This window comes from Paraburkholderia polaris, from assembly GCF_012927345.1.
In the GTDB taxonomy this organism is placed as follows: Bacteria; Pseudomonadota; Gammaproteobacteria; order Burkholderiales; family Burkholderiaceae; genus Paraburkholderia; species Paraburkholderia polaris.
This window is the reverse complement of record NZ_JABBGJ010000019.1, coordinates 143899-165604: the sequence shown is the minus strand read 5'-3', so window position 1 is coordinate 165604 and position 21706 is coordinate 143899. Positions and strand designations below refer to the sequence as shown.

Below are 21706 nucleotides of genomic sequence, written 5' to 3'. Positions count from 1 at the left end.
CAGCACGTCGTCGATATATCGTTTTGTCTCCTCGGCGATGGCAAATAGCAGCGATTGTGGAGACAGCAACTGATAGGGAAGTGCCAACAGCACCTGGATGAGTCCGCCCACCACATCGCGCTGCCGCACGGCGTTCCACAGATTCCACACGGTGGTGCCACCCGCGGCTACGCCACTTAACATGGGCGAGACTTTCGCGAGCGCCCAATACCCACATGTCAATAATCCGCTGTAGGCAAGCCATCCACTGGTCTGGGATCCGGCTGAAAAAAGCACCCGCTGGAATTCGGTGTGGCAGGTATGCGCAATGGGACGGTATTCAACGAGCGGCGTATCCCATTTGACTCTTGTCGGCGTGCGGAGCAACGCCGCCATTTCATCCCGGTCCGATTCGGCCAGCCCCGCATCCTGTCGGGTGTGAGGCAGCCAGTCTGCATCGCAGGCAGCGTCCTCGAAACTATCGGGAATGAGAACCGGAGACAGGGCTTTCAATACGTCATCGGCACCCAGCGCGTGCGATATCTCCTGCCCCTTCCTGTAGACGCGACTGGTCACAACCGTGTCGCCTACCTGCTCGCCCGCCCGCTTGGCAAGCTGCGCGGCTGCATGGAAGAAGCCACCTTCTGACGTCGCCTGGTCAGTGCCTGGAGCACTGCGATACGGGTTGGCGAAGGGGGTGAGCCGCCGGACCCGTTTCTGCGGGCGGGACGTTTCATTAGAGCCGGCCCGTTGTGGTTCACGTTGTGGTTCAAACGCGGGCTTGTCTCGCCGCTCCGGTTGCACCAGCCAGTCGGCGCTATCCGAGGCATCAAGGAACTCATCCGTGTCCGTTTCGCCGACCTCTCCCTGGAATTCCGGGAGCCCCCTGACATGTTCAGGTGTTGCGCCAGCGTCGATTTCCATCGCGGCATCGCGCGCGCTGCGCGATTCACGCTCCGGAATGCAGAGCGGCTTGCAGAGCGGCTTGCGCGCCTCGCAGCGGTTTTGCGGCCGACTCCGTTGCGCGTCTGAACGAGCATCATCGTCACCCAGCAACATCGCCTCGAACTCCGGATGACCGAGTGCGTAGTCCCGGATCTCGCGACGGAAGTAATCGGCGGCCTCCTGTTCATTTGCAGGCACGCGCCCCCGGAAAATCCGCTTGACCGCATCCACATCCCCGCACCCTTGCAGGGCCTTCCAGATGGCGTTGAAGAAACAGTTTCCGTCAGGTCGAACCCAGACTCTTTCGCCATCGATCAGCGCCCAGTAGTGCTCTTCCTCCACCTCGATACATACGTCGTTAGCGCTGTATTCCGATGCACCAAAAGACTCATGGTGCCGACCGTTCCAGACGTGAAGTGCCAGCCGGCCCGCCTTCCAGCAAGGAAGTTCGGAAACCAGAAAGGGCATTGAATCCGCCAGGTCAAAATCCCATTCACCATTGCGGCCGATACGCTCTACCTGGTCGATCCACCTCGATTCCACAACATCGGGTTGCTCGACAACTTCATCGTGCCGGCGTCGCTGATTTCTGGTTGCGGAATCGTTCTCTGCGTAGGTGTGCATAAGCCGCCTCGGAATCGGACAGTTGTCTTTGAGCAGAACCGTGCGTTGCCAGGTCGTGACGCGCGCCGTTTCTGGCAGCAGATCATCACTACGTGGCGACGCCAGTCACAAGGGACGCGGTTCTATCTGGAAAAATCTGCACAAGCGATTGCCGGCTCACACCGTGTAACCGCACGTTGGCGAAGACGCACCTGCCGGTGCTTCGCATGGGTCGCACTGAACCCTCGACATCGTCGAAGATGAGTGGATATGAATTTCAATATAGCCAGTGCAATAGACCATCTACATGATGGCTGCATGACAATTCCGTCATGAGACGGTTCAGTGGCCCCGCACCGTCTCAACGGTGCGACATCGCGCGCAGCGCTGTCGCCCTTGAGTGACTGTGAAAGTGGATCGCCACTAAGCTCCGGTGGGTCGCAACTTCCTGCCTTGCTCGCGAATCTGCTCCAACGTAGCGCCCGGCGTGCTCGCCTCCTGCGGCATGCGAATCTCGATCACCGCCGCACGCTTGGCTTCCATCGAACGCTGCAAGGCAGGCAGAAAGTCTTCAGTCCGCTCGACCGTTTCCCCATGCGCGCCGAACGACCTCGCGAACGCCGCGAAGTCCGGATTCGTGAGACCCGTGCCATGCACACGATTCGGATAGTGCCGCTCTTGATGCATCCGGATCGTGCCGAAGTGGCTGTTGTTCACGACGATAAAAATCACATGCAGGTCGTACTGCATCGCCGTCGCGAGTTCTTGCGCGGACATCATGAAGCAGCCGTCGCCGGCTAACGCGACCACTGCACGTTGAGGATATATCGACTTCGCCGCGATCGCCGCCGGTACGCCGTAGCCCATCGCGCCGCTGGTCGGAGCGAGCTGTGAGCGGAAATGCCGATACGAGAAATGTCGATGCAGCCACGTTGCGTAGTTGCCCGCGCCGTTTGTGAGAATCGCGTCTTCCGGTAGATGCGCGCGCAACTGCTGGATGACTTCGCCCATTTGCACGTCACCGGGAATCTGACGCGGCTTGCGCCAATCGAGATACGCTTGATGTGCATCCTTCGCTGCGCCGTCCCATGCGAGCTTCTCGGCGGAAGGCTTTAACGCTGCAAGCAGCGCCGCCAACTCAGGCATGCCGGAGACGACTGGTAGATCCGCTGCATAGACCCGCCCGAGTTCTTCCGCGCCTTGATGCACGTGCACCAACGTTTGCTTGGTCTTCGGAATGTCGAGCAGCGTATAGCCGTTCGTCGTTGCTTCGCCTAGCCGGGGGCCGAGCGTGAGGAGCAGGTCCGCATCGCGAATACGTTGCGCAAGCGCCGGATTGATACCGAGGCCGATGTCACCCGCGTAATTCGGATGCTCGTTGTCGAGTGTGTCCTGGAAGCGGAACGCGAGGCCGATCGGCAATTGCCAATTCTCGACGAAGCGTTGCAGGTCGGCGCATGCCGCAGGTGTCCAACCGCTGCCGCCGGCAATGACCATCGGTCGTTGCGCGGCTTCCAGCAAGCGACGCAGCTCGTCCATCTGCCCTGCGGACGGAGATGCGGCCACACGCTTATATCTCGGCGCACCGGCGACCGCGTCACACGCGTCGCTCAACACATCTTCCGGCAGCGACAACACGACCGGCCCCGGGCGCCCCGACGTCGCCGTGTGAAACGCATGGCTCAGATATTCGGGAATGCGCTTCGGATCGTCGATTTGAGCGACCCACTTCGCCATCTGCCCGAACATGCGTCGATAGTCGATTTCCTGGAAGGCCTCGCGGTCGAGATGCTCGCGCGCGCATTGGCCGATCAGCAGGATCATCGGCGTGGAGTCCTGAAACGCGGTGTGCACGCCGATCGATGCATGCGTCGCGCCGGGTCCACGCGTGACGATCGCGATGCCCGGACGCCCGGTCAATTTGCCGACGGCTTCAGCCATGTTCGCGGCCGCCGCTTCGTGTCGGCAGACGATGGTCTGGATGCGGTCGGTTTCGTCGTGTAGCGAATCGAGGACGGCGAGAAAGCTCTCGCCTGGCACGCAGAAAACACGATCGACACCATGCGTCAGCAAGGCATCGACGACGAGACGCGCGCCAGTGGTCTGGGCGGTGGAAGAAGATTCAGAAGCGAGCGGCATTGCGATGAAGCCTCCAGGCCTTGCGATGGGTGCGATCGGTGCTGTCGGGTCGTTGTTCTCAACACTCCACAATATTCACCGCCAACCCACCGCGCGACGTTTCCTTGTACTTCGTCTTCATATCGGCGCCGGTCTGCATCATCGTTTTGATCACAGAGTCCAGCGATACGTAATGGGTGCCGTCACCGCGAAGCGCCATGCGCGCGGCATTCACGGCTTTCACCGAGCCCATTGCATTGCGCTCGATACACGGAATCTGCACCATCCCGCCGACTGGATCGCACGTCAGCCCGAGGTTATGTTCCATGCCGATTTCGGCAGCATTCTCGACTTGCTCAGGCGTGCCGCCCATCACCGCCGCGAGGCCACCCGCGGCCATCGAACAGGCCACGCCCACTTCACCTTGGCACCCCACTTCCGCGCCTGAAATCGACGCGTTCAGCTTGTACAGAATGCCGATTGCCGCCGCCGTCATCAGGAAGTCGATCACGCCCTGCTCGTTCGAGCCCGGCATGAAGCGTGTGTAGTAATGCAGCACGGCGGGAATGATGCCGGCCGCGCCATTGGTCGGCGCCGTAACCACGCGCCCGCCCGCAGCGTTTTCTTCATTCACTGCGATTGCGTAGAGATTGATCCAGTCGACCATCGACAGCGGATCGCGCAGCGCCAGCTCAGGATTACCCGACAACGCGCGATACAACTGCGGCGCGCGACGCTTCACCTGGAACGGTCCGGGCAGATTGCCGTCAGCGTCGGGATTGTTGATGCCGCAACCGCGCGACACGCACGACTGCATCACATTCCAGATCTTCAGCAAGCCCGTACGCGTCTCTTCTTCCGTGTGCCAGACGCGTTCGTTTTCCCACATCAATTGCGCGATGCTCTTGCCGGTCGATTTGCACAGCGCGAGCAATTCGTTGCCGCTGCGAAACGAATGCGGCAATTGTTCGACCGCGCTCAGCACCTTCGTGTTCGGCGCGCCGGCGGTCACCACAAAACCGCCACCGACCGACAGATACGTCGACTCACGCAGTGTCTCGCCTTGCGCATCGAACGCACGCAACTTCAGGCCATTCGGATGCTCAGCCAGCGCCTGGCGATAAAACGAAATGTGATCTTTCTGCACGAACGGCACCTCGTGCGTGCCGAGCAAGGCGAGCTTGCGCGACGCCTTCACCGCTTCCAAACGCTGCGCGATCGTGTCCGGATCGACCGTGTCAGGCGCATCGCCCATCAAGCCGAGCATCACGCCGCGATCGGTGCCGTGGCCCTTGCCGGTGGCGCCAAGCGAACCGTACAAATCCACTTTCACCGACGCCGTCGCTCCAAGCAGCCCGTCACGTTCGAGTCCTTGCGCGAACATCAGCGCCGCGCGCATCGGCCCGACCGTATGCGAACTGGACGGACCAATGCCGATTTTGAAGAGGTCGAACACGCTGACTGCCATTTACTGCTCCCTGCTGATAAAAGTTAGTTTAGCGCGCCGGCAGCGGCAAACACACGGCGAGCCACGCGGGCGGCGTCGGTGCAAGCTGTAGCGCGATCGGCGTATAGCGTCCGTCGAGACGCGCCGCGAGGTGAAACAGTTCCGTTGCGTTCTTCGGATCCCATTGACCCGAATAGCCGGGCAAACCGGCCTCGCGACGTTTGGCATCGAACGGGACGTTCGAATGCACGAATTCTTCATGCGTCTTGCTGCCGTCCGCATAGGGCGTCAGCCAGTTCAGCGCGGCCTCCAGTGAGGCGCCGTTCGTGCCCTTCTCCGGCAACCAGTTGCGGTTGTGGCGGCGCGCGGCGAGCGCGGCGGTCACGAGCGGCTGCAAGTCGTAGGTCACGTAGTGCAGCGCGTCGCGTTCGCCGAAGTCGAACGTCGAACCGTCCGGCGCAATGTTGTCGCCGATATGCTCGTCGAACAGGCGCTGCGCCGCGTTAATCATCTTGCGGTTGTCCAGCGTGAATGCGGCCATCGAGACCAGCTTGATCCGGTGGCTCTGCCAGTTGTTCCTGAACGTGCCCTTGAGGGGGCGCGGCTGCGCGTCGATCTGTGCGATGTAACCGTTCGCGAGCTTCGTCAGGAACGCCATCGATGCATTGCGTGTCTTCACCGGCAACGCGCTCGCGGTCATGTCGTAGGCGAGAATCAGGCCTTCGAAACGGGTTTCGTCGATCGGATTGAAACTGGGTTGATAGGTCGTGACCCACGCATACAGCAAGCGGTCGACCAGCTTCAGATAACGGTCGTCGCTGGTCGCGCGCCAGGCGAGCGCGGCGTCGCGTAGCAGATCGAGATCCTTCTCCGCCTCGACGCTTTGATCGTAGATGCCCTCGTGTGGCAGCGTGCCTTCGGTATGCAGTTTCGCCAGCGCGTGCGGCGGGTCGTTCAGATGCGCCTGCACGTTGCTCACCAGTGCTTTGACGCCTGGATCGGCATTCGTGCGCTCGCTGGTTTGCAGTGCCGGCGCCGCGCAAAAATTCATCGCGGCTTGCGCCTGCCGCAGCGGCAGCAGCACCGCCGCGCCGGCCAACAGCATGGTGCAAGCCTGCTGCCACGTCTGGGCTCGCCTTGCTTCGGTCCGGCTTTGCATCAATCGCACCTTTCGCGCCATGCGAAACTCCTCGTTAGGCTGATTCGGTGTGTGATGTTAGCCGTTTGCGGACATGAACGACAGAACCGCGCAACGCCTGCTTACAACCTTCAGACGATGCGCGGTCAGGGCCACGCTTACTCGTAGTCGGCGATCGGCACGCAGGAGCAGAACAGATTGCGGTCGCCGTACACGTTGTCCGCACGGCCGACCGGCGGCCAGTACTTCTTGGTGATCAGCGTCGGCAGCGGATACGCGGCGGTTTCGCGCGCATACGCATGCTTCCATTCGTTCGCGATGACCACCGCTGCCGTATGCGGCGCATGCTTGAGCGGGTTGTCTTCGCGGTCCGAGCGACCTTCTTCCACGGCGCGAATTTCCTCGCGGATCGCGATCATTGCTTCGATGAAGCGGTCGAGTTCTTCCTTCGACTCCGATTCGGTCGGCTCGACCATCAGCGTGCCCGGCACCGGGAAGCTCATGGTCGGTGCGTGAAAGCCGTAGTCGGCGAGACGCTTGGCGACGTCGTCGACGGTGATGCCGCTGGTTTCCTTGATCGGGCGCAGATCGAGAATGCACTCGTGCGCGACCAGTCCGCCCGGGCCCGAGTACAGCACCGGATAATGCGGCGCGAGTTTGTTCGCGACGTAGTTGGCGTTGAGGATCGCGGTTTCGGTTGCAGCCGTGAGGTTCTTCGCGCCCATCATCGCGATGTACATCCACGAAATCGGCAGGATCGAGGCGGAACCGTACGGTGCGCCCGACACGGCACCGATACCGTTCGGCGCGCGCTCATAGCCCGACGCGATCTGATTCGGCAGGAATTGTGCGAGATGCGCGCCGACCGCGACCGGACCGACGCCCGGTCCGCCGCCGCCGTGCGGAATGCAGAAAGTCTTGTGCAGATTCAGGTGCGAGACGTCGCCGCCGAACTGGCCCGGCGCGCACAGGCCGACCATGGCGTTCATGTTCGCGCCGTCCACATAGACCTGGCCGCCGTGCGCATGCACGATCTCGCAGATCTCGCGGACGTTCGCCTCGAACACGCCGTGCGTCGACGGATACGTGATCATGATCGCCGCGAGCTTGTCGGCGTGTTGATCGGCTTTCTTCTTCAGGTCTTCGATGTCGACGTTGCCTTGCGCGTCGCAAGCCACCACGATCACTTGCATGCCGGCCATTTGCGCCGACGCCGGGTTCGTGCCGTGTGCCGAAGCGGGAATCAGGCAGACGTTGCGGTGACCTTCGCCGCGCGATGCGTGATACGCGTGGATGATCAACAGACCGGCGTACTCGCCTTGCGAGCCGGCATTCGGCTGCAGCGACACGGCTGCGTAGCCGGTAGCCGCGACCAGCATCTGTTCGAGCTGGTCGATCATTTCGCGGTAGCCGACGGTTTGCTCAGCCGGTGCGAACGGATGGATCTGACCGAATTCAGGCCACGTGACCGGCAGCATTTCCGAGGTCGCGTTCAGCTTCATCGTGCACGAGCCGAGCGGGATCATCGAGCGGTCGAGCGCCAGATCCTTGTCCGACAGGCTGCGCAGATAGCGCAACATTTCCGTTTCAGAATGATGACGGTTGAACACGTGGTGCGTGAGGTACGCGCTGGTGCGTTCAAGTGCGGCGGGCACCGTGCTCTCTGCAGGGAGTTCTGCGTCGAGGGCGTCGATTTGCGGGACTTCGTCGACAAATGCCGCCTGCGCGAACGCCGCGAGAAGATCGGCCAGATCGCTGCGCGTGGTGGTTTCGTCGATCGAGATGCCGACGCGCGTGTCGCTCACGCGGCGCAGATTGATGCGCTTGGCCGTCGCCGCATCGTGCAGCGCCTGGGTGCGTGCGCCGGTTTCGAACGTGAGCGTGTCGAAGAACGTGTCGTTGACGAGCGTGTAGCCGAGCTTCTTCGCGCCGGCTGCGAGCAACGCAGCGATACGGTTCACACGCAACGCGATCGTCTTCAGACCGTGCGGGCCGTGATAGACGGCGTACATGCTGGCCATGATCGCGAGCAGCGCTTGCGCGGTACACACGTTCGAGGTCGCCTTCTCGCGGCGGATATGTTGTTCGCGCGTTTGCAGAGCCAGACGCAGCGCCGGATTGCCTTGCGCATCGACGGTTACGCCGACCAGACGGCCCGGCATCTGACGCTTGAATTCGTCGCGCACGGCGAGGTAAGCCGCGTGCGGGCCGCCGAAACCAACCGGCACGCCGAAACGCTGCGTGTTGCCGACGGCCACGTCCGCGCCCCATTCGCCTGGCGGCGTGAGGACGGTCAGCGCGAGCAGGTCGGCGGCGACCACCACGTGGCCGCCTGCTGCGTGGATCGCATCAGCGAGCGCGCGGTAGTCGCGCACATCGCCGTTTACGCCCGGGTATTGCAGCAGCACGCCGAACGCATTCGCGTTCGCGGCGTCCGCAGCCTGGCCCACTTTCACTTCGATGCCGACCGGCGTGGCGCGCGTCTTCACCACTTCAATGGTTTGCGGCAACACGTCGTCAGCGACGTAGAACACATTCGATTTCGGCTTGCCGACCCGTTGCAGCAGCGTCATCGCTTCGGCGGCGGCGGTGGCTTCGTCGAGCAGCGAGGCATTCGAAATCGCCAGACCTGTCAGGTCGACGATCATTTGCTGGAAGTTGAGCAGCGCTTCCAGACGGCCCTGCGAGATTTCCGGCTGATATGGCGTGTACGCGGTGTACCACGCCGGATTTTCGAGCACGTTACGCAGGATCACCGCCGGCGTGTGCGCGTTGTAATAGCCCTGCCCGATGTACGAGCGGAACACCTGATTCTTGTCCGCCAGCTCACGCAGCGCGGCGAGCGCTTCCGCTTCGCTCTTCGGCTGCACGAAGGGGCCGAGCGGCAGTGTTTCGCTGCGGCGGATCGTCTTCGGAATGACGGCGTCGATCAGCGCGGCGCGCGACGCGAAGCCGAGGGCTTCGAGCATCGCATGCTGGTCGGCCGAATCCGGGCCGATGTGCCGTTCGGCGAAGGCGTCATGCACTTCGAGCGCGGCGAGCGAGAGAGGAGTGCGGTTCATCAGACGATCCGGGTGTTCGAGCTTCATGAGGTGTTCCTGCCGGTGCGGGCGTCCGTTCGACGATTGAATCGGACGCGCCGCGCCTGTCGGGTTTAAACGTAATGGTGCAACTTGCGGTGAATCAGGCGCCGATTGCCTTCGAGTAGGCGTCCGCGTCGATCAGGCGATCCAGCGATGCGTCCGCGGCCGGCTTGATCTTGAAGAGCCAGTTCTCGTACGGCGCGCTGTTGACGCCATCCGGCGTGTCGGCGACGGCCGGGTTCGCTTCGATGATTTCGCCCGAAACCGGCGCGTAGATATCGGAGGCGGCTTTCACCGACTCGATCACGGCGACGGTGTCGCCAGCGTTGACGGTCTTGCCCAGTTCCTGGACTTCGAAGAAGACGATGTCGCCGAGCGCTTCCTGCGCGTGGTCGGTGATGCCGACCGTCAGCGTGCCGTCCGCTTCGGTGCGGACCCACTCGTGCGATTCGGTGTATTTCAGATCGGCCGGGATGCTCATCGGATGCTCCTATGCGGTGTGATTCGGTATGAACTTAATAAAATGGCCCCCCAAACCTGTCGCTTCGCGCCAGGCCCCCCGAGGAGGTCAATCCCCCAGGGGGACTTCCTGCCGGGCGGAAAACTTGGGGCGGCCCAGCGTTTTCTTGAGGGGTTAGGCGTACGCGCCGGCTGCTTAAACTGCGAGCACCTTGCCGTTGCGTACGAACGGCAGTTTTACCACGCTTGCAGGAACGTTTTTGTCACGAATCTGGACGTGAACGGTGTCGCCCGGCTGCACGCCTTTCGGCACGCGCGCAAAGGCGATCGATTCCTGCATCGTCGGGGAAAAAGTGCCGCTGGTGATTTCGCCTTCGCCCTGCGGCGTGACGACTTTCTGGTGAGCACGCAGCACGCCTGCCGCCTTGCCGTTTTCCTTCAGCAGGATCAGACCGACGAACGCGGCTTGCGAGCCGTCGGCTTCGAGCTTGCCCTTACCGACAAATTCGCGCGGCGAGGTCAGATCGACTGTCCATGCGAGGCCGGCGTCGAGCGGCGAGACGTTGTCGTCCATATCCTGGCCGTACAGGTTCATGCCGGCTTCAAGGCGCAGCGTGTCGCGTGCGCCGAGGCCTGCCGGGCGCACGCCTTGTGCTTGCAGCGCGTTCCACAGCGCTTCGACGTGATCGGCCGGGACGATGATTTCGAAGCCGTCTTCGCCGGTGTAGCCAGTGCGGGCGACGGTGAGTTCGCCGAACGGCGTGTCTTCGACGCGCGCGGCGTTGAACGGCTTCAGTGCTTCAGTGGCGGCGCGCGCGGCCGGCACGGTTTGCCAGACTTTTTCGCGGGCGTTCGGGCCTTGCACGGCGACGATCGCGTAATCGCGGCGCGGCGTGATGGTCAGGCCGAAGCTGCCTTCGGCGTTGAGCTGGCCGAACCAGGCGATGTCTTTATCGGCGGTGCCGGCGTTGACGACCACGCGGAAGTGATCTTCGCCGAAGTAATAGACGATCAGATCGTCGATCACGCCGCCATTCGGGTTCAGCAGACAGGAGTAGAGCGCGCGGCCCGGCGTTTGCAGCTTGGCGACGTTGTTAGCCAGTGCGTATTCGAAGAAGGCGCGCACGCGCTCGCCAGTGAAGTCGACGACGCACATATGCGAGACGTCGAACATGCCGGCGTCGGTGCGCACGGCGCGGTGTTCGTCGATCTGCGAGCCGTAGTTGACGGGCATGTCCCAGCCGCCGAAATCGACCATGCGGGCGTTGAGCGCACGATGGGTGGCGTTGAGCGGGGTGTGTTTGAGTTCAGTCATGGGGCCTCGGGCATCTCGCGAAACAAAAAAGGCCATGCGGCGCTACGCCTCGCGGCTGACGCCTGCGAGCGATTGCGTTGCATGACCCCTCTGTCCTCGATACCTGAGAGATTGCGCCGCCGGGCGATTTAGATGCTGCAATCGCTACGGTGAAACGCGCGCCCCTTCGGTGGGCAGCCTGCCAGAATCTGCTCGACGTACGTTCGATGTACGCGATACAGACGGCTACTGCCGCTCTCCAGAGTGCGAAAAACCGATGCCTTGATGTTGTCTGGGCGCGGGTTTTTCGACGCGGTCGGTCCTTTTGCCTGAGAGTTTGCGGGTGTGCCCCTTCGGCGGCGCGGCCTGCGATTTTCTGCGGCCAGCACGCTCTCCCGACGCGTGCGGCGAATGTACGCGAGGGCCGGGGGCTTGTCAAATAAAGGCCCGCAAGCGGCATGGCGGTTGGCGCTGCGGGTTCATGAATGTCAAAAAAAAGCGCGGGACGTGATGCCCGCGCTTCTTTGCTTCAGTGCCTGAACCGGCGCGATTATTCGCCGATGGCGTGCGCCGCGTTGTCCAGTTCCTGGTTCAGCACGCGCTGTTCGTCGCCAGACAGGCCGCCGCCGTGTTGCGCCGCCATGTCATGAGCTTCCTGACGGATCACGTCGAGGCGATGGTGCAATGCGCCGCCTTGCGGGGGCGGGTAGTAGCCTTGGTTGACGTGAGCGTCGATGCGGCGGCTCAGGTTGTCGATACGGCCGTTGACCTGATGGAGGCGCTCATCCGCGATCTGCTGCGGGTTAGGGCGCGGCGCCGGCGCGGGTTGCTGGGGGGCCACCACGCAGGCGGCCAGGGAGCTGAGCAATGCGCATGCTGCTACTGCGCGGACGATACGGGGCATGGACTCTCCGGAAGTCGTTGTCGTTTTGTGGTGCTACTGGGTAGCAACGGATTGCCGCGGATTCGCGCTGACCGCGAAGACGGGGTTATTTGTAACGTTATGTTCCTTTCGGGCTTGTCAGGCTCTTTGCCATTGGCGGCGGCATGCTTCGTATGCCACCGCCAGAGAGCCAGAAAGCGCCCCGTAGGAAAAAAGTCAGCGAATACGCTCAAACGGCAGCCGGACGCCTTCTTCCGAACTTCGGGCGGCAAGCTCGATAATCGTCATCACGTCGACGGCATCCTGAGCGCTGACAGGAAATTTCACGCCATTCTGAATGGCGTCCGCCAAGGCAATATAGAAGCCGACGTATTCCCCATTGCGCGTAGGCACCTCCCGCTCCACTTCCTGATCGCCTTCGAGCACACGCAGTACGCCTGCGGCATTGCCGGCGCCGAATCCCTCATCGCCAGGACGCAAGCCAGCTTTCAACTGATCTTCCTGGGTATCGAGCCCGCATTTCACATAACTCCCGTGGGTGCCGTGAATCGCAAACCTCGGCGCGACCAGCGCGGTCAACGCGCTTGCATGCAACACCACCTCGAACTCGCCGTACCCCAGTTGAATATGCACGTAGTCCGGCGCGCTGGCCTGCTCGCGATGTGTCCGGACCGTCGCGGACACGGTCTGCGGCGCGCCGAACAACGCCAACGCCTGATCGATCAGGTGCGGTCCAAGATCGAATAGCAAACCGCCGCCGCGCGAAACCTCTTCGCGCCAACGCTGCCGAACTTCCGGACGGAAACGGTCGAAATGCGATTCGTATTGCGTGATGCGTCCCAATTCTCTGCTGGCAAGCAGGTCCCGCACGGTCAGAAAATCACCATCCCAGCGGCGGTTGTGGAAGGGCACGAACAGCTTGCCCCGGGCGAGTGCAATGTTGGCGAGCGTGTGGGCATCCGCGGCGGTCAGCGTGACCGGCTTGTCGACCACGACGTGTTTGCCCGCCTCAAGGGTGCGGCGCGCCAGGTCGAAGTGCGTGTCATTGGGCGTCGCGATCACGACGCAGTCGATTTCTTCGAGCGCCAGCAGTGCGTCGAGATCGGCCACGACCTTTGCGTGCGGATAATCGGCCAGCGCGTGCTCGGGCTGACTCGTCGCGATGGCCGCGATGCTTGCTCGCCCGCAGTGCTCGATCACCGGCGCATGAAAGGTCGCGCCAGCAAAACCGTAACCCATCAATCCAATCTTCAGCGATGCGGACATGCGTGTCTTCCTGCAAAAACGGCGCGCCGCTTTGCCACCGCGGCGACGGCGCGCAACAGCGTAATTGTGGCATGTCCCGAAGGCGGACTGTCAGCGTTGTCGAGGGTGGTTGTCAGTGACAGTCTGTCGGGCCGTCAGTTTTGCCTTCCGGTGCGGCAGCTTGCGCCGGGCCTGTCGCTCGCATCTGCCGGAGTTGCGAGCGGGGCCATCAGCCGTGCATCTGTTGCAGGGATCCGTCGCAGGCGTCTGTTGTAGTCATCCGTCGGGGGCGTCCGTTGCATTCATCCGTTGCATTTATCCGTGTTAACATCGCTCCTCTCGCGCGGGAACGCAGCGGGCCGGAACACCCTCGCGCTCCGCCGGGCGTCTGTTCCAGCCGTTGGCACCGCGCAGCATGCCCCCGGGCCTTCTCGCGCCAGTTACTTGGCGCCGACGCCGCCCTCAACCGCATTACCCATCCACAGACGATGTCCGCAGGCCTAAACCCCGCTCAAAATGAAGCGGTCCGTTATCTTGACGGTCCGTGTCTCGTGCTCGCCGGCGCCGGCAGCGGCAAGACGCGCGTGATCACGCAGAAAATCGCGCACCTGATCGAGGCTAAAGGCTTCGAGCCGCGCCACATCGCCGCCGTCACGTTCACGAACAAGGCCGCGTTGGAAATGCGCGAGCGCGTCGGTAAGCTGCTCGAAGGCAAGACGCTCACCACGCCCGGCAAGGAAGGCCGCAAAGTGCCCGTCAACCAGTTGACGGTCTGCACCTTCCACTCGCTCGGCGTGCAGATTCTGCGGCAGGAGGCGGAACACGTCGGCCTGAAGCCGCAGTTCTCGATCATGGATTCGGACGACTGCTTCGGCATGATCCAGGAGCAGGTCGGCTCGACGGATAAGGGCTTCATCCGCAAGATCCAGTCGATCATCTCGCTGTGGAAGAACGGCATGGTCATGCCCGAGCAGGCGATCGCGATCGCCGCGAACGAGGACGAGCATCAGGCCGCGATCGTCTACCGCAACTATGTGGCGACGCTGCACGCTTATCAGGCGGTCGACTTCGACGATCTGATTCGCCTGCCCGCCGAGCTCTTCGAGAAGAACGAGCAGGTGCGCGACCGCTGGCAAAACAAGCTGCGCTATCTGCTGATCGACGAGTATCAGGACACCAACGCGTGCCAGTACGAACTGGTGAAACTGCTGGCCGGCAAGCGCGCGGCGTTCACGGCGGTCGGCGACGACGATCAGGCGATTTATGGCTGGCGCGGCGCCACGCTCGAGAATCTCGGGCAGCTCAGCAAGGATTTTCCGAAGCTGCATCTGATCAAGCTGGAACAGAACTACCGGTCCACGGTGCGCATCCTTACCGCCGCGAACAACGTGATCGCGAACAACCCGAAGCTGTTCGAAAAGAAGCTGTGGTCCGAACACGGCATGGGCGACACGATCACCGTGACGCCTTGCAACGACGAAGAACACGAGGCCGAGTCCGTCGTGTTCCGCCTGTCCGCGCACAAGTTCGAGCGGCGCGCGAATTTCCGCGACTACGCGATCCTGTACCGCGGCAACTTCCAGGCGCGCATCTTCGAACAGGTGCTGCGTCGCGAGCGGATTCCGTATGTGCTGTCGGGTGGCCAGTCGTTCTTCGACAAAGCCGAGATCAAGGATATCTGCGCGTATTTGCGCCTGATCGCGAACGCCAATGACGACCCCGCGTTCATCCGGGCGATCACCACACCGCGCCGCGGCGTCGGCAATACGACGCTCGAAGCGCTCGGCTCGTTTGCTGGCCAGGCGAAGGTGTCGCTATTCGAAGCGGTGTACATGGGCGGCATCGAGGCCCGCTTGTCGCCGCGTCAGATCGAACCGATGCGCGTGTTCTGCGACTTCATGCAGCGCCTCACCGATCGCGCCGAGAAGGACGCCGCCGGCACCTTGCTCGACGAACTGATGGACGCGATTCACTACGAAGCCTATCTGTACGACGCGTTCGACGAACGTCAGGCGCAATCGAAGTGGCAGAACGTGCTCGAGTTCATGGAATGGTTGAAGCGCAAAGGCACCAAGGCTGAGCCCGCGGGCTCGGAGAATAGCGAAGCAACCGGCTACGACACCGCCGACGGCCTCGGCGACACCGGTAAGAGTCTGCTTGGCTTGATCCAGACCGTCGCGCTGATGTCGATGCTCGAAGGCCGCGAAGAAGATCCGGATGCGGTGAGGCTCTCGACCGTGCACGCGTCGAAGGGGCTGGAGTACCCGCACGTGTTTCTGGTGGGTGTTGAAGAAGGCATCATGCCGCACCGTGGCGGCCCCGACGACGAGCCGATCGACGACGCGCGCATCGAGGAAGAGCGCCGTCTGATGTACGTCGCGATCACGCGGGCGCAGCGCAGCCTGCATTTGAACTGGTGCAAGAAGCGCAAGCGAGCGCGCGAAACCGTGGTGTGCGAGCCGTCGCGCTTCATCCCCGAGATGCTGCTCGACGATGCCCCGCCACCGACGCCCGAAGAAGCGCCGATGTCGCCGAAAGACCGGCTCGCGAGTTTGAAGGCGCTGTTGCAGAAGCCTTGAATGAAAAATCCCTGCCCGTGTCGCCACGGTGCAGGGATTTTTCTGTTCTGCGACAACCGCCGGAAGCGGTCCCGGAAACGCCTTATTTCACCGCGCTGACCATGTAATCGACGGCGGCCTTCACGTCCGCATCGGAGGCAGTCGAGCCGCCTTTGGCCGGCATTGCGCCCTTGCCGTGCAGGGCATAGTTGTAGACCGTGTCCATCGGGTCTTTCAGGCGCGGCGCCCACGCTTCCTTGTCGCCGAACTTCGGCGCGTTCAGCACGCCGGCCGCGTGACACGCCTGGCAAACCTGCTGATACAACGCCTTGCCGGCTTGCGAGGCATCCGCGCTTGTCCCGCCTGCTACCGGTGCAGCCGCTTGCGGCACGCTTGCCATGGCGGCCATCGCGGCAGCAGCTTGTGCGGCCCCGGCGTCCGAAGCACCCGCCGGCGCCGCGGCGGCAGCGCCCGAGGCGGCAGCCGCCGCGCCCGCTGCCGGTTGCGCCGGTTCAGGGAAGCTTCCGCCGGAATTGTTCGCCATATAAACCACCGCGCGGGCGATTTCGAAGTCGCTGTAGTCGTCCGGGCTGGTGCCGCCGCGCGGGGGCATCGCGCCTTTGCCGGTGAGCGCCGTGTGCCACAGCGTGTCGAAGCCCTGCGCAATGCGTGGCGCCCAGTCGGCGGTATTGGTGAATTTCGGCGCGCCTGCTGCACCCGACGCGTGACACGCGGAGCAAACGGCCTTGTAGACCTCTTCGCCGGATTTGTAAACGCGCGGCGCATTGGCGTCGCGAATGTCGACTTGTGCGAACGGCTTGATGCGCGCACTGACCTCTGCTTCGGAAAGACTGTCTGTGCCGGCGCCGGTGCGCGTCGAATTATCGACGTAGATCACGAGCAGAACAATGATGACGATCGGTACCGCAAAGCTGGCAATGATCGCGGCAACGAGCTGGCCGGGGGTTTTGATTGGGGCTCCGTGTGGTGCTTCGCTCATGCTTGTCTCGTCTCCGTGGGTATGTGAGCGGTACAGCGTGACGGCAACTTCTTATTCTTTAATCAGGCACGGACGATTATAGACGCAAGGTTTCGACGGCGGCGAGGGGCTCGGCGAGGTGTTCAGCAGGCGTTTACCCGCATCGTGGGGCGCGGCCGGCAGCGCGTGGAGAGCGCCAGATCGCGCCATGCAGGCCGTCCGGTGGACGGTTTGGTTGAAACCGGGTATCCTTTCGGTCTCGCTTTGGCGTCGCTCCTGTTCAGGTTGCCGCGCTTTCGTGTTGAAGCGCCCGTAGCTCAATGGATAGAGTACTGCCCTCCGAAGGCAGGGGTTGCTGGTTCGATCCCAGCCGGGCGCACCAATAGCCGTAAGGCTTTCAGCGGTTTCTCTGCTTCATCGTTTACTCCCAGTACAGTGAAAATACAGTTAGCCGGCGGCCGACTGTAGGTCGACGACCTGTGTGTGCGCGTGTACCCAACGTGCTAGGTGATCGACCGACAGATGCGCGTAGCGTTGCACCATTTCCAGCGTCTCTCCCATCCTCCCAGCTCCTTTAGCACCTCATGCGTGGTGTGTCTTGAGCCAGTCGCGCAGCGCGTCGTTCATGCGCGTTTGCCAGCCTTCGCCGCTTGCTCTGAAACGCTCGACTATCTCAGCGTCGTATCGAATCGTTACCGCGACTTTCGGGTGCGCGAGCTTCGGCCGGCCGCCGCGCGGCTTCATCTGTGCGAACTGCTCATCGGTCGGCTCGAACGTGTCAGGGTCGGCCGCGATGCCGCGAGCAATCGCGGCTTCTTCTTCGGGCGTGTTACGGATCAATTTGGGTTGCCTTTTCATAGCGGTCTATCTCCCGGTTGTTCGCCTTGCGCAGACTGATAACCCGAAAGGTTTCGCCGCGCTGCGTGAACACGACGCAGTAGAGGCGGGCGTCGATCACGGCATAGCCAATTTCGCGCAACTCGCCGTAATCCTTGCGGTTGTCGGGTGCGCACCATACGGACGACCAATCAATCGCTTCGGCGATGGACAGAGATACGCCGTGCTTCTGTTCGTTGGCGTTGCTCTTGGTTTGGTCGTGAGTTGTTCTCATATGGTTATTGTAGTTACAAAAACTAAGGGCCGTAACAGGTTTTTGTAACTACGTTTACCTGCCTGCCTGGCGAAAGTGGTTTCGGTGTCGGTCGCGCGTCGGGGCGTCGCGCGTTTTGAGACAGAGGCTAAGGCGATACGTACGGTCACAAAGCAATACAACGTCGCTTATCTGGCGATCGATACAACAGGCATCGGCCAAGACGTCCATCAACTCGTTAGGCAGTTCTATATGAAGGACCGCTACTGCGACCCTTCATCGCGTCTGTCATCCGAGGAATGGCCTGATGATCAGTTGGGCGTGACGGTAGTCAATACTGAAGCTGACGTGGTCACCGGGTTTGAACCCGGCGGAAGCGAGCCATCGGTCGGCAATTTCCATCCACGGGAAATACGGCTGTCCGTCTGACGCCATCGGCCCCGGATCAGGGGTGTTGCGCAGGATGCCGCTGCGATGCTCGTACTCAGGTTGACGAGCTTTACGGGGTTTTCGTGGTTGTGCTTTAAGATTGGCATTAGCCATGATCAACTCCTTCTCTGAGTTGGTTGCGGTCAGCGGGCGGTGAGTGTTGGCGCACCCATTGCCCGCGCTTCTTTTACGTCTACATCTGCACTACTAACTCTACTTCATGGCTCGCCATCATCGGCGATTCATGACTTTCTGAACCTGCGTCTTCCTGACGAAACTGTCTATCACCAGGATCAACGCCTGCTGCTCTGCGTCGGGCAAGCTGTCTACCTGGTGGTAGAGGTTCGATAACTCGTGATTGTGAATCTTGGGCTCCGCTGGAGCGGCCGTTCGCCCCGCAAGTTCATCGAGCGTGACTTGCAATATGTCGGCGATCCGCACGGCGGTGTCGAACTGCGGCGTTGCAAGACCACGTTCCCATCGGTTATAGACACGAGGGTTCACTTCAAGCAACTCCGCGAGTCGCACCTGGGTCATCTGTCGTGCGGAGCGCAACAGACGAAGTCGTTCAGCAAAGACAGACATATCAACGCATCCCAATGAAAAAGAGATCGGCGGCTCTAAGTTCTCTTTCGGTTTGCTTTCCATAAATCCACTATACAGGGGATTAATGGCTCCATCAATTGGTGTATTGATGAATTTTTAGCATCAGAGGCGAGCTATAGCCCACATCCCCGATTTCGAGATTGAGCGTATGAAGGCCGAAGTAGAGGTGGAGCGCTTCCAATGGTGCGTTGGAAGCGGCCATCCAGAAAGGACGGTGGCAAGCGTAACGCGTTGGGAGTGAGACGTTGCTGGTTCGCCGTCCGTCCCGCGCAGCCCCGCTGCGAACGACAGCCTGCCATCCGCTTCATCTCACCCGATCACACCCTGACCAGCAGCTTCCCGAGATTCTTCCCTTCGAACAGGCTATTCAGCGCATTCGGCAACGCCTCAAACCCATCGACATACGTCTCCTGATAAACAATCTCCCCATTCTTCACCCACGGCGCGACGGTCTGCAGCATCTCGTCCATCCGGTGTGTGAAGTCGCGCGCCAGAATCCCCTGGATCGTCGCGCGCTGAAACAGCATGTGCTGCAAGAAGCGTGGCGCGAGGTCCGGCGTATCCAGCCCCCCGTCGTATTGCGCGATCGCGCCGCAGATCACGATCCGCGCGCGGCGCTTGATGAGTGGAATCACCGCATCGGTGACCATGCCGCCCACGTTGTCGAAATAGACATCGACGCCGCCGGTCGCGGCTTGCAGCGCTGACTGCAGGCCTTCGAGCGTGGGATGCGCACGGTAGTCGACCGCGCCGTCGAGCTTCAGCGTGTCAGTCAGAAACGCGCACTTGTCCGGGCCGCCCGCGATCCCGATCACACGGCATCCGGCGCGTTTGCCGAACTGCGCGACCAGCGAGCCGACCGCGCCCGCCGCACCGGACACGACCAGCGTGTCGCCCGGACGGGGCTTGCCCGCTTCCATCAAACCGAACCACGCGGTGCGTCCCGGCATGCCGAGCACGCCGAGCGCAGTCGAAACCGGCGCCGCGTCGGGATCCAGTTTGGCCAGCTCGCTGTGATGGCACTTGGCGTACAACTGCCAGCCGCTATAGGCCGACACCCAGTCACCCTGCTTGAACAGCGGGCTCGCCGACGCCACCACTTCACCCACCACGCCTGCCCGCTGCACGATGCCGAGCGGATGCGGCACATCGTAGGTATTGCGTTCGTGCTGCTGGATTCGAATGTACGGATCGACGCTAACAATGCGTGCTCGAATGAGCACCTCATTGGATGACAACTTGTCGTCGAGTTCGCTTTCGCGCAACTCGTAATGCTCATCGCCAACTCGTCCTTCAGGACGCTTGACGTAAAACCACTGGCGATTCTGGTAGTTCATGTGAGGACTCACTGCTGTCGTAAACGATGAGTAATCTTACCAGTGGGGCCATCACACGCTCCCTCACCCTGACGTCGCATCGCCGGACGGGCGCTATGAGACCGGGCGGCGTCGGCGCATCCGCCAGATCCCAAGCTTGTTGAAAGCTACCTATCCCGTTAGAATCCCCCGGTCACTGGGGAGTAGCCTTCCTTCATCCATTGAAGGAGAGCGCGTCAACATACTTGGCCTGCGGGTCATGGCGCGTTCGACCGGGTCGGTTTGGCGAGACCATTGGCGCACTGCTTCGTTCTGGTCGGACGGGTCGCGGTGCGTCATTGGTTCGTCACTTACGTCCGACCGCGGAGTTGCCTTGTGAAACATCGTTGTGCCCTGCCAGTCTCCCTGCTTGGCTGTCCGCTGTGCTGCTTCCTCTCTGGATTTGCAAGGAGTCGCGCATGACCGGTCTCCTGTTCGAACTTGCCATCATGCTGGTCGTCATTCTGGTGGCGGCCGAGCTCTTCACCAATGCACTCGAACATCTCGGCGAGCGCCTGAAAATCTCCGAGGGCGTGACGGGTTCGCTGTTCGCGGCGGTCGGGACCGCCTTGCCCGAAACCCTCGTCCCGCTGCTCGCGATTGCCGGCGGCACGGCTGATAGCGCGGTCAATCAGGAGATCGGCGTCGGTGCGATTCTCGGCGCGCCGCTCATGCTCTCCACCCTCTCCACCTTCCTGATGACGCTCGCGATTCTCGGCTCGCGCGGCGCCGGCGGCTGGGTCACGCCTGAACGCACGGGTTTCACGCGCGATCTGAACTACTTCCTGTGCGCCTTCGTGCTGGCGGCCGCGGCGATGTACGTGCCGCACGAACATATGGTCGTGCGGGCGCTGTTCAGCGCGGCGCTGGTTGCCGTGTACATCACCTATGTGGTGATGACGTTCCGCGCATCGAACAATCTGGTCAACGCCGGCCACGGCACCGAAGCGCCGGGCAAGATGCTGCTGTCGCGTCTGGGCTTGCCCACCAACCTTGCGACCATCGCGGCGCAGCTGGTGCTGGCGGTTGCGTTGCTGGTGTGGGGCGCGGAAGGCTTCATCCACGGTGTGCGGGGCGTGTCGCAGGTGCTCGGCGTCTCGCCGCTGCTGCTCTCGCTGTTGATCATTCCGATCGCCACCGAGCTGCCGGAGAAGGTCAACAGCATCCTGTGGATTCGCCGTGGCAAGGACACGCTGGCGTTCGGCAACATCACCGGCGCTATGGTGTTTCAGGGCACCTTGCTGCCCGCCATCGGAATTCTGCTGACGCCGTGGACGCCGCGCATCGAAGTGGTGACCGGCATCGTGATTACGCTTGCCGCCGCCGCGTGGCTGCGGATCAACGTGCGTGAGCGCGGCGTGCCGGTGTGGGCGCTGCTGGTGTGCGGCGTGCTGTACGCCACCTATCTGGTGATCACACTGACCCGCTAGGCGAGTGATGAAAGTCTGGGAAGACCGCGCAAGAACCGCAGCCACGACGGCAGCCAAGACCGCAG

At 62.1% G+C, this 21706-nt stretch carries 17 protein-coding genes, 1 tRNA gene, 1 pseudogene and 3 riboswitches; of the genes and pseudogenes, 3 read left to right on the top strand and 16 right to left on the bottom strand.

Features of this window, described 5'->3' with window-relative positions; all coding sequences use genetic code 11:
- The 9 genes from HHL24_RS19230 to HHL24_RS19190 all read right to left on the bottom strand — a co-directional run.
- On the bottom strand, positions 1 to 1548 hold a 1548-nt coding region (locus HHL24_RS19230; RefSeq protein ID WP_169487008.1), incomplete at its 3' end, for an OTU domain-containing protein.
- 402 nt (positions 1549 to 1950) lie between these two features.
- The gene (locus HHL24_RS19225) at positions 1951 to 3666 is read right to left on the bottom strand and encodes a thiamine pyrophosphate-binding protein (protein WP_169487007.1); all 1716 of its coding nucleotides are present in this window, start codon (positions 3664 to 3666) and stop codon (positions 1951 to 1953) included.
- A 58-nt stretch (positions 3667 to 3724) separates the two neighbouring features.
- Positions 3725 to 5113 (bottom strand): L-serine ammonia-lyase, encoded by a 1389-nt coding sequence (locus HHL24_RS19220; protein ID WP_169487006.1) that lies wholly within the window; start codon positions 5111 to 5113, stop codon positions 3725 to 3727.
- Between the two features lie 28 nt (positions 5114 to 5141).
- Positions 5142 to 6272: an alginate lyase family protein gene (locus HHL24_RS19215; RefSeq protein ID WP_169487005.1), complete on the bottom strand. Its 1131-nt coding sequence runs from the start codon at positions 6270 to 6272 to the stop codon at positions 5142 to 5144.
- A 116-nt stretch (positions 6273 to 6388) separates the two neighbouring features.
- Positions 6389 to 9319: an aminomethyl-transferring glycine dehydrogenase gene (gene gcvP / locus HHL24_RS19210; protein ID WP_169487004.1), complete on the bottom strand. Its 2931-nt coding sequence runs from the start codon at positions 9317 to 9319 to the stop codon at positions 6389 to 6391.
- A gap of 94 nt (positions 9320 to 9413) precedes the next feature.
- Positions 9414 to 9794, bottom strand: coding sequence for a glycine cleavage system protein GcvH (gene gcvH / locus HHL24_RS19205; RefSeq protein ID WP_169487003.1), 381 nt, complete (start codon positions 9792 to 9794; stop codon positions 9414 to 9416).
- 174 nt (positions 9795 to 9968) lie between these two features.
- The gene (gene gcvT, locus HHL24_RS19200) at positions 9969 to 11087 is read right to left on the bottom strand and encodes a glycine cleavage system aminomethyltransferase GcvT (protein WP_169487002.1); all 1119 of its coding nucleotides are present in this window, start codon (positions 11085 to 11087) and stop codon (positions 9969 to 9971) included.
- Between the two features lie 80 nt (positions 11088 to 11167).
- A riboswitch (glycine riboswitch) is annotated at positions 11168 to 11339 on the bottom strand.
- A 34-nt stretch (positions 11340 to 11373) separates the two neighbouring features.
- Positions 11374 to 11474, bottom strand: a riboswitch (glycine riboswitch).
- 142 nt (positions 11475 to 11616) lie between these two features.
- Complete coding sequence (locus HHL24_RS19195; RefSeq protein ID WP_169487001.1) at positions 11617 to 11970, bottom strand: hypothetical protein; 354 nt, start codon at positions 11968 to 11970, stop codon at positions 11617 to 11619.
- 195 nt (positions 11971 to 12165) lie between these two features.
- Positions 12166 to 13215, bottom strand: coding sequence for an oxidoreductase (locus HHL24_RS19190; RefSeq protein ID WP_169487000.1), 1050 nt, complete (start codon positions 13213 to 13215; stop codon positions 12166 to 12168).
- Positions 13216 to 13682: 467 nt separating this feature from the next.
- Here HHL24_RS19190 and HHL24_RS19185 point away from each other — a divergent pair, with 467 nt between their 5' ends.
- A complete protein-coding gene (locus HHL24_RS19185; RefSeq protein ID WP_169486999.1) occupies positions 13683 to 15773 on the top strand; it encodes a UvrD-helicase domain-containing protein in 2091 nt (696 codons plus the stop codon).
- A gap of 82 nt (positions 15774 to 15855) precedes the next feature.
- On the opposite strand, the gene HHL24_RS19180 is transcribed toward HHL24_RS19185, so the two are convergent.
- Complete coding sequence (locus HHL24_RS19180; RefSeq protein WP_169486998.1) at positions 15856 to 16752, bottom strand: c-type cytochrome; 897 nt, start codon at positions 16750 to 16752, stop codon at positions 15856 to 15858.
- A gap of 285 nt (positions 16753 to 17037) precedes the next feature.
- Between HHL24_RS19180 and HHL24_RS19175 the strand changes: the two genes are divergently transcribed.
- Positions 17038 to 17113: transfer RNA gene (locus HHL24_RS19175), tRNA-Arg, on the top strand.
- Positions 17114 to 17178: 65 nt separating this feature from the next.
- Here the strand turns inward: HHL24_RS19175 and HHL24_RS44080 are convergent.
- From HHL24_RS44080 to HHL24_RS19145, 6 genes and pseudogenes are all read right to left on the bottom strand, one after another.
- Positions 17179 to 17330, bottom strand: a pseudogene (locus tag HHL24_RS44080) (tyrosine-type recombinase/integrase); the annotation flags it as partial.
- Positions 17314 to 17589, bottom strand: coding sequence for a BrnA antitoxin family protein (locus tag HHL24_RS19165; RefSeq protein ID WP_169486997.1), 276 nt, complete (start codon positions 17587 to 17589; stop codon positions 17314 to 17316). The pseudogene HHL24_RS44080 and the gene HHL24_RS19165, both read right to left, overlap by 17 nt.
- Complete coding sequence (locus HHL24_RS19160; RefSeq protein WP_169486996.1) at positions 17561 to 17842, bottom strand: BrnT family toxin; 282 nt, start codon at positions 17840 to 17842, stop codon at positions 17561 to 17563. The genes HHL24_RS19165 and HHL24_RS19160 overlap by 29 nt, the downstream gene beginning before the upstream one ends.
- 267 nt (positions 17843 to 18109) lie before the next feature.
- Entirely contained in the window at positions 18110 to 18364 is a 255-nt protein-coding gene (locus tag HHL24_RS19155) for a SymE family type I addiction module toxin (protein ID WP_169486995.1), read from the bottom strand.
- A gap of 117 nt (positions 18365 to 18481) precedes the next feature.
- A complete protein-coding gene (locus HHL24_RS19150; protein ID WP_169486994.1) occupies positions 18482 to 18898 on the bottom strand; it encodes a helix-turn-helix domain-containing protein in 417 nt (138 codons plus the stop codon).
- Positions 18899 to 19173: 275 nt separating this feature from the next.
- Positions 19174 to 20193, bottom strand: coding sequence for an NADP-dependent oxidoreductase (locus tag HHL24_RS19145; RefSeq protein ID WP_169486993.1), 1020 nt, complete (start codon positions 20191 to 20193; stop codon positions 19174 to 19176).
- Between the two features lie 165 nt (positions 20194 to 20358).
- Positions 20359 to 20530: riboswitch (yybP-ykoY riboswitch) on the top strand.
- Positions 20531 to 20630: 100 nt separating this feature from the next.
- On the opposite strand from HHL24_RS19145, the gene HHL24_RS19140 reads away from it, so the two are divergent.
- Positions 20631 to 21641: a sodium:calcium antiporter gene (locus HHL24_RS19140; RefSeq protein ID WP_169486992.1), complete on the top strand. Its 1011-nt coding sequence runs from the start codon at positions 20631 to 20633 to the stop codon at positions 21639 to 21641.
- The last annotated feature ends 65 nt before the right edge of the window (positions 21642 to 21706 follow it).

Bases quoted from the DNA above. Each gene is read 5' to 3' on its own strand.
- HHL24_RS19195 (WP_169487001.1), bottom strand. From the start codon at position 11,970: ATGCCCCGTATCGTCCGCGCAGTAGCAGCATGCGCATTGCTCAGCTCC.
- HHL24_RS19225 (WP_169487007.1), bottom strand. From the start codon at position 3,666: ATGCCGCTCGCTTCTGAATCTTCTTCCACCGCCCAGACCACTGGCGCG.
- HHL24_RS19190 (WP_169487000.1), bottom strand. From the start codon at position 13,215: ATGTCCGCATCGCTGAAGATTGGATTGATGGGTTACGGTTTTGCTGGC.
- HHL24_RS19140 (WP_169486992.1), top strand. From the start codon at position 20,631: ATGACCGGTCTCCTGTTCGAACTTGCCATCATGCTGGTCGTCATTCTG.
- HHL24_RS19145 (WP_169486993.1), bottom strand. From the start codon at position 20,193: ATGAACTACCAGAATCGCCAGTGGTTTTACGTCAAGCGTCCTGAAGGA.
- gcvP (WP_169487004.1), bottom strand. From the start codon at position 9,319: ATGAAGCTCGAACACCCGGATCGTCTGATGAACCGCACTCCTCTCTCG.
- HHL24_RS19165 (WP_169486997.1), bottom strand. From the start codon at position 17,589: ATGAAAAGGCAACCCAAATTGATCCGTAACACGCCCGAAGAAGAAGCC.
- HHL24_RS19185 (WP_169486999.1), top strand. From the start codon at position 13,683: ATGTCCGCAGGCCTAAACCCCGCTCAAAATGAAGCGGTCCGTTATCTT.
- HHL24_RS19215 (WP_169487005.1), bottom strand. From the start codon at position 6,272: ATGGCGCGAAAGGTGCGATTGATGCAAAGCCGGACCGAAGCAAGGCGA.
- gcvH (WP_169487003.1), bottom strand. From the start codon at position 9,794: ATGAGCATCCCGGCCGATCTGAAATACACCGAATCGCACGAGTGGGTC.
- HHL24_RS19220 (WP_169487006.1), bottom strand. From the start codon at position 5,113: ATGGCAGTCAGCGTGTTCGACCTCTTCAAAATCGGCATTGGTCCGTCC.
- HHL24_RS19180 (WP_169486998.1), bottom strand. From the start codon at position 16,752: ATGAGCGAAGCACCACACGGAGCCCCAATCAAAACCCCCGGCCAGCTC.
- HHL24_RS19155 (WP_169486995.1), bottom strand. From the start codon at position 18,364: ATGGCTAATGCCAATCTTAAAGCACAACCACGAAAACCCCGTAAAGCT.
- HHL24_RS19150 (WP_169486994.1), bottom strand. From the start codon at position 18,898: ATGGAAAGCAAACCGAAAGAGAACTTAGAGCCGCCGATCTCTTTTTCA.
- gcvT (WP_169487002.1), bottom strand. From the start codon at position 11,087: ATGACTGAACTCAAACACACCCCGCTCAACGCCACCCATCGTGCGCTC.
- HHL24_RS19160 (WP_169486996.1), bottom strand. From the start codon at position 17,842: ATGAGAACAACTCACGACCAAACCAAGAGCAACGCCAACGAACAGAAG.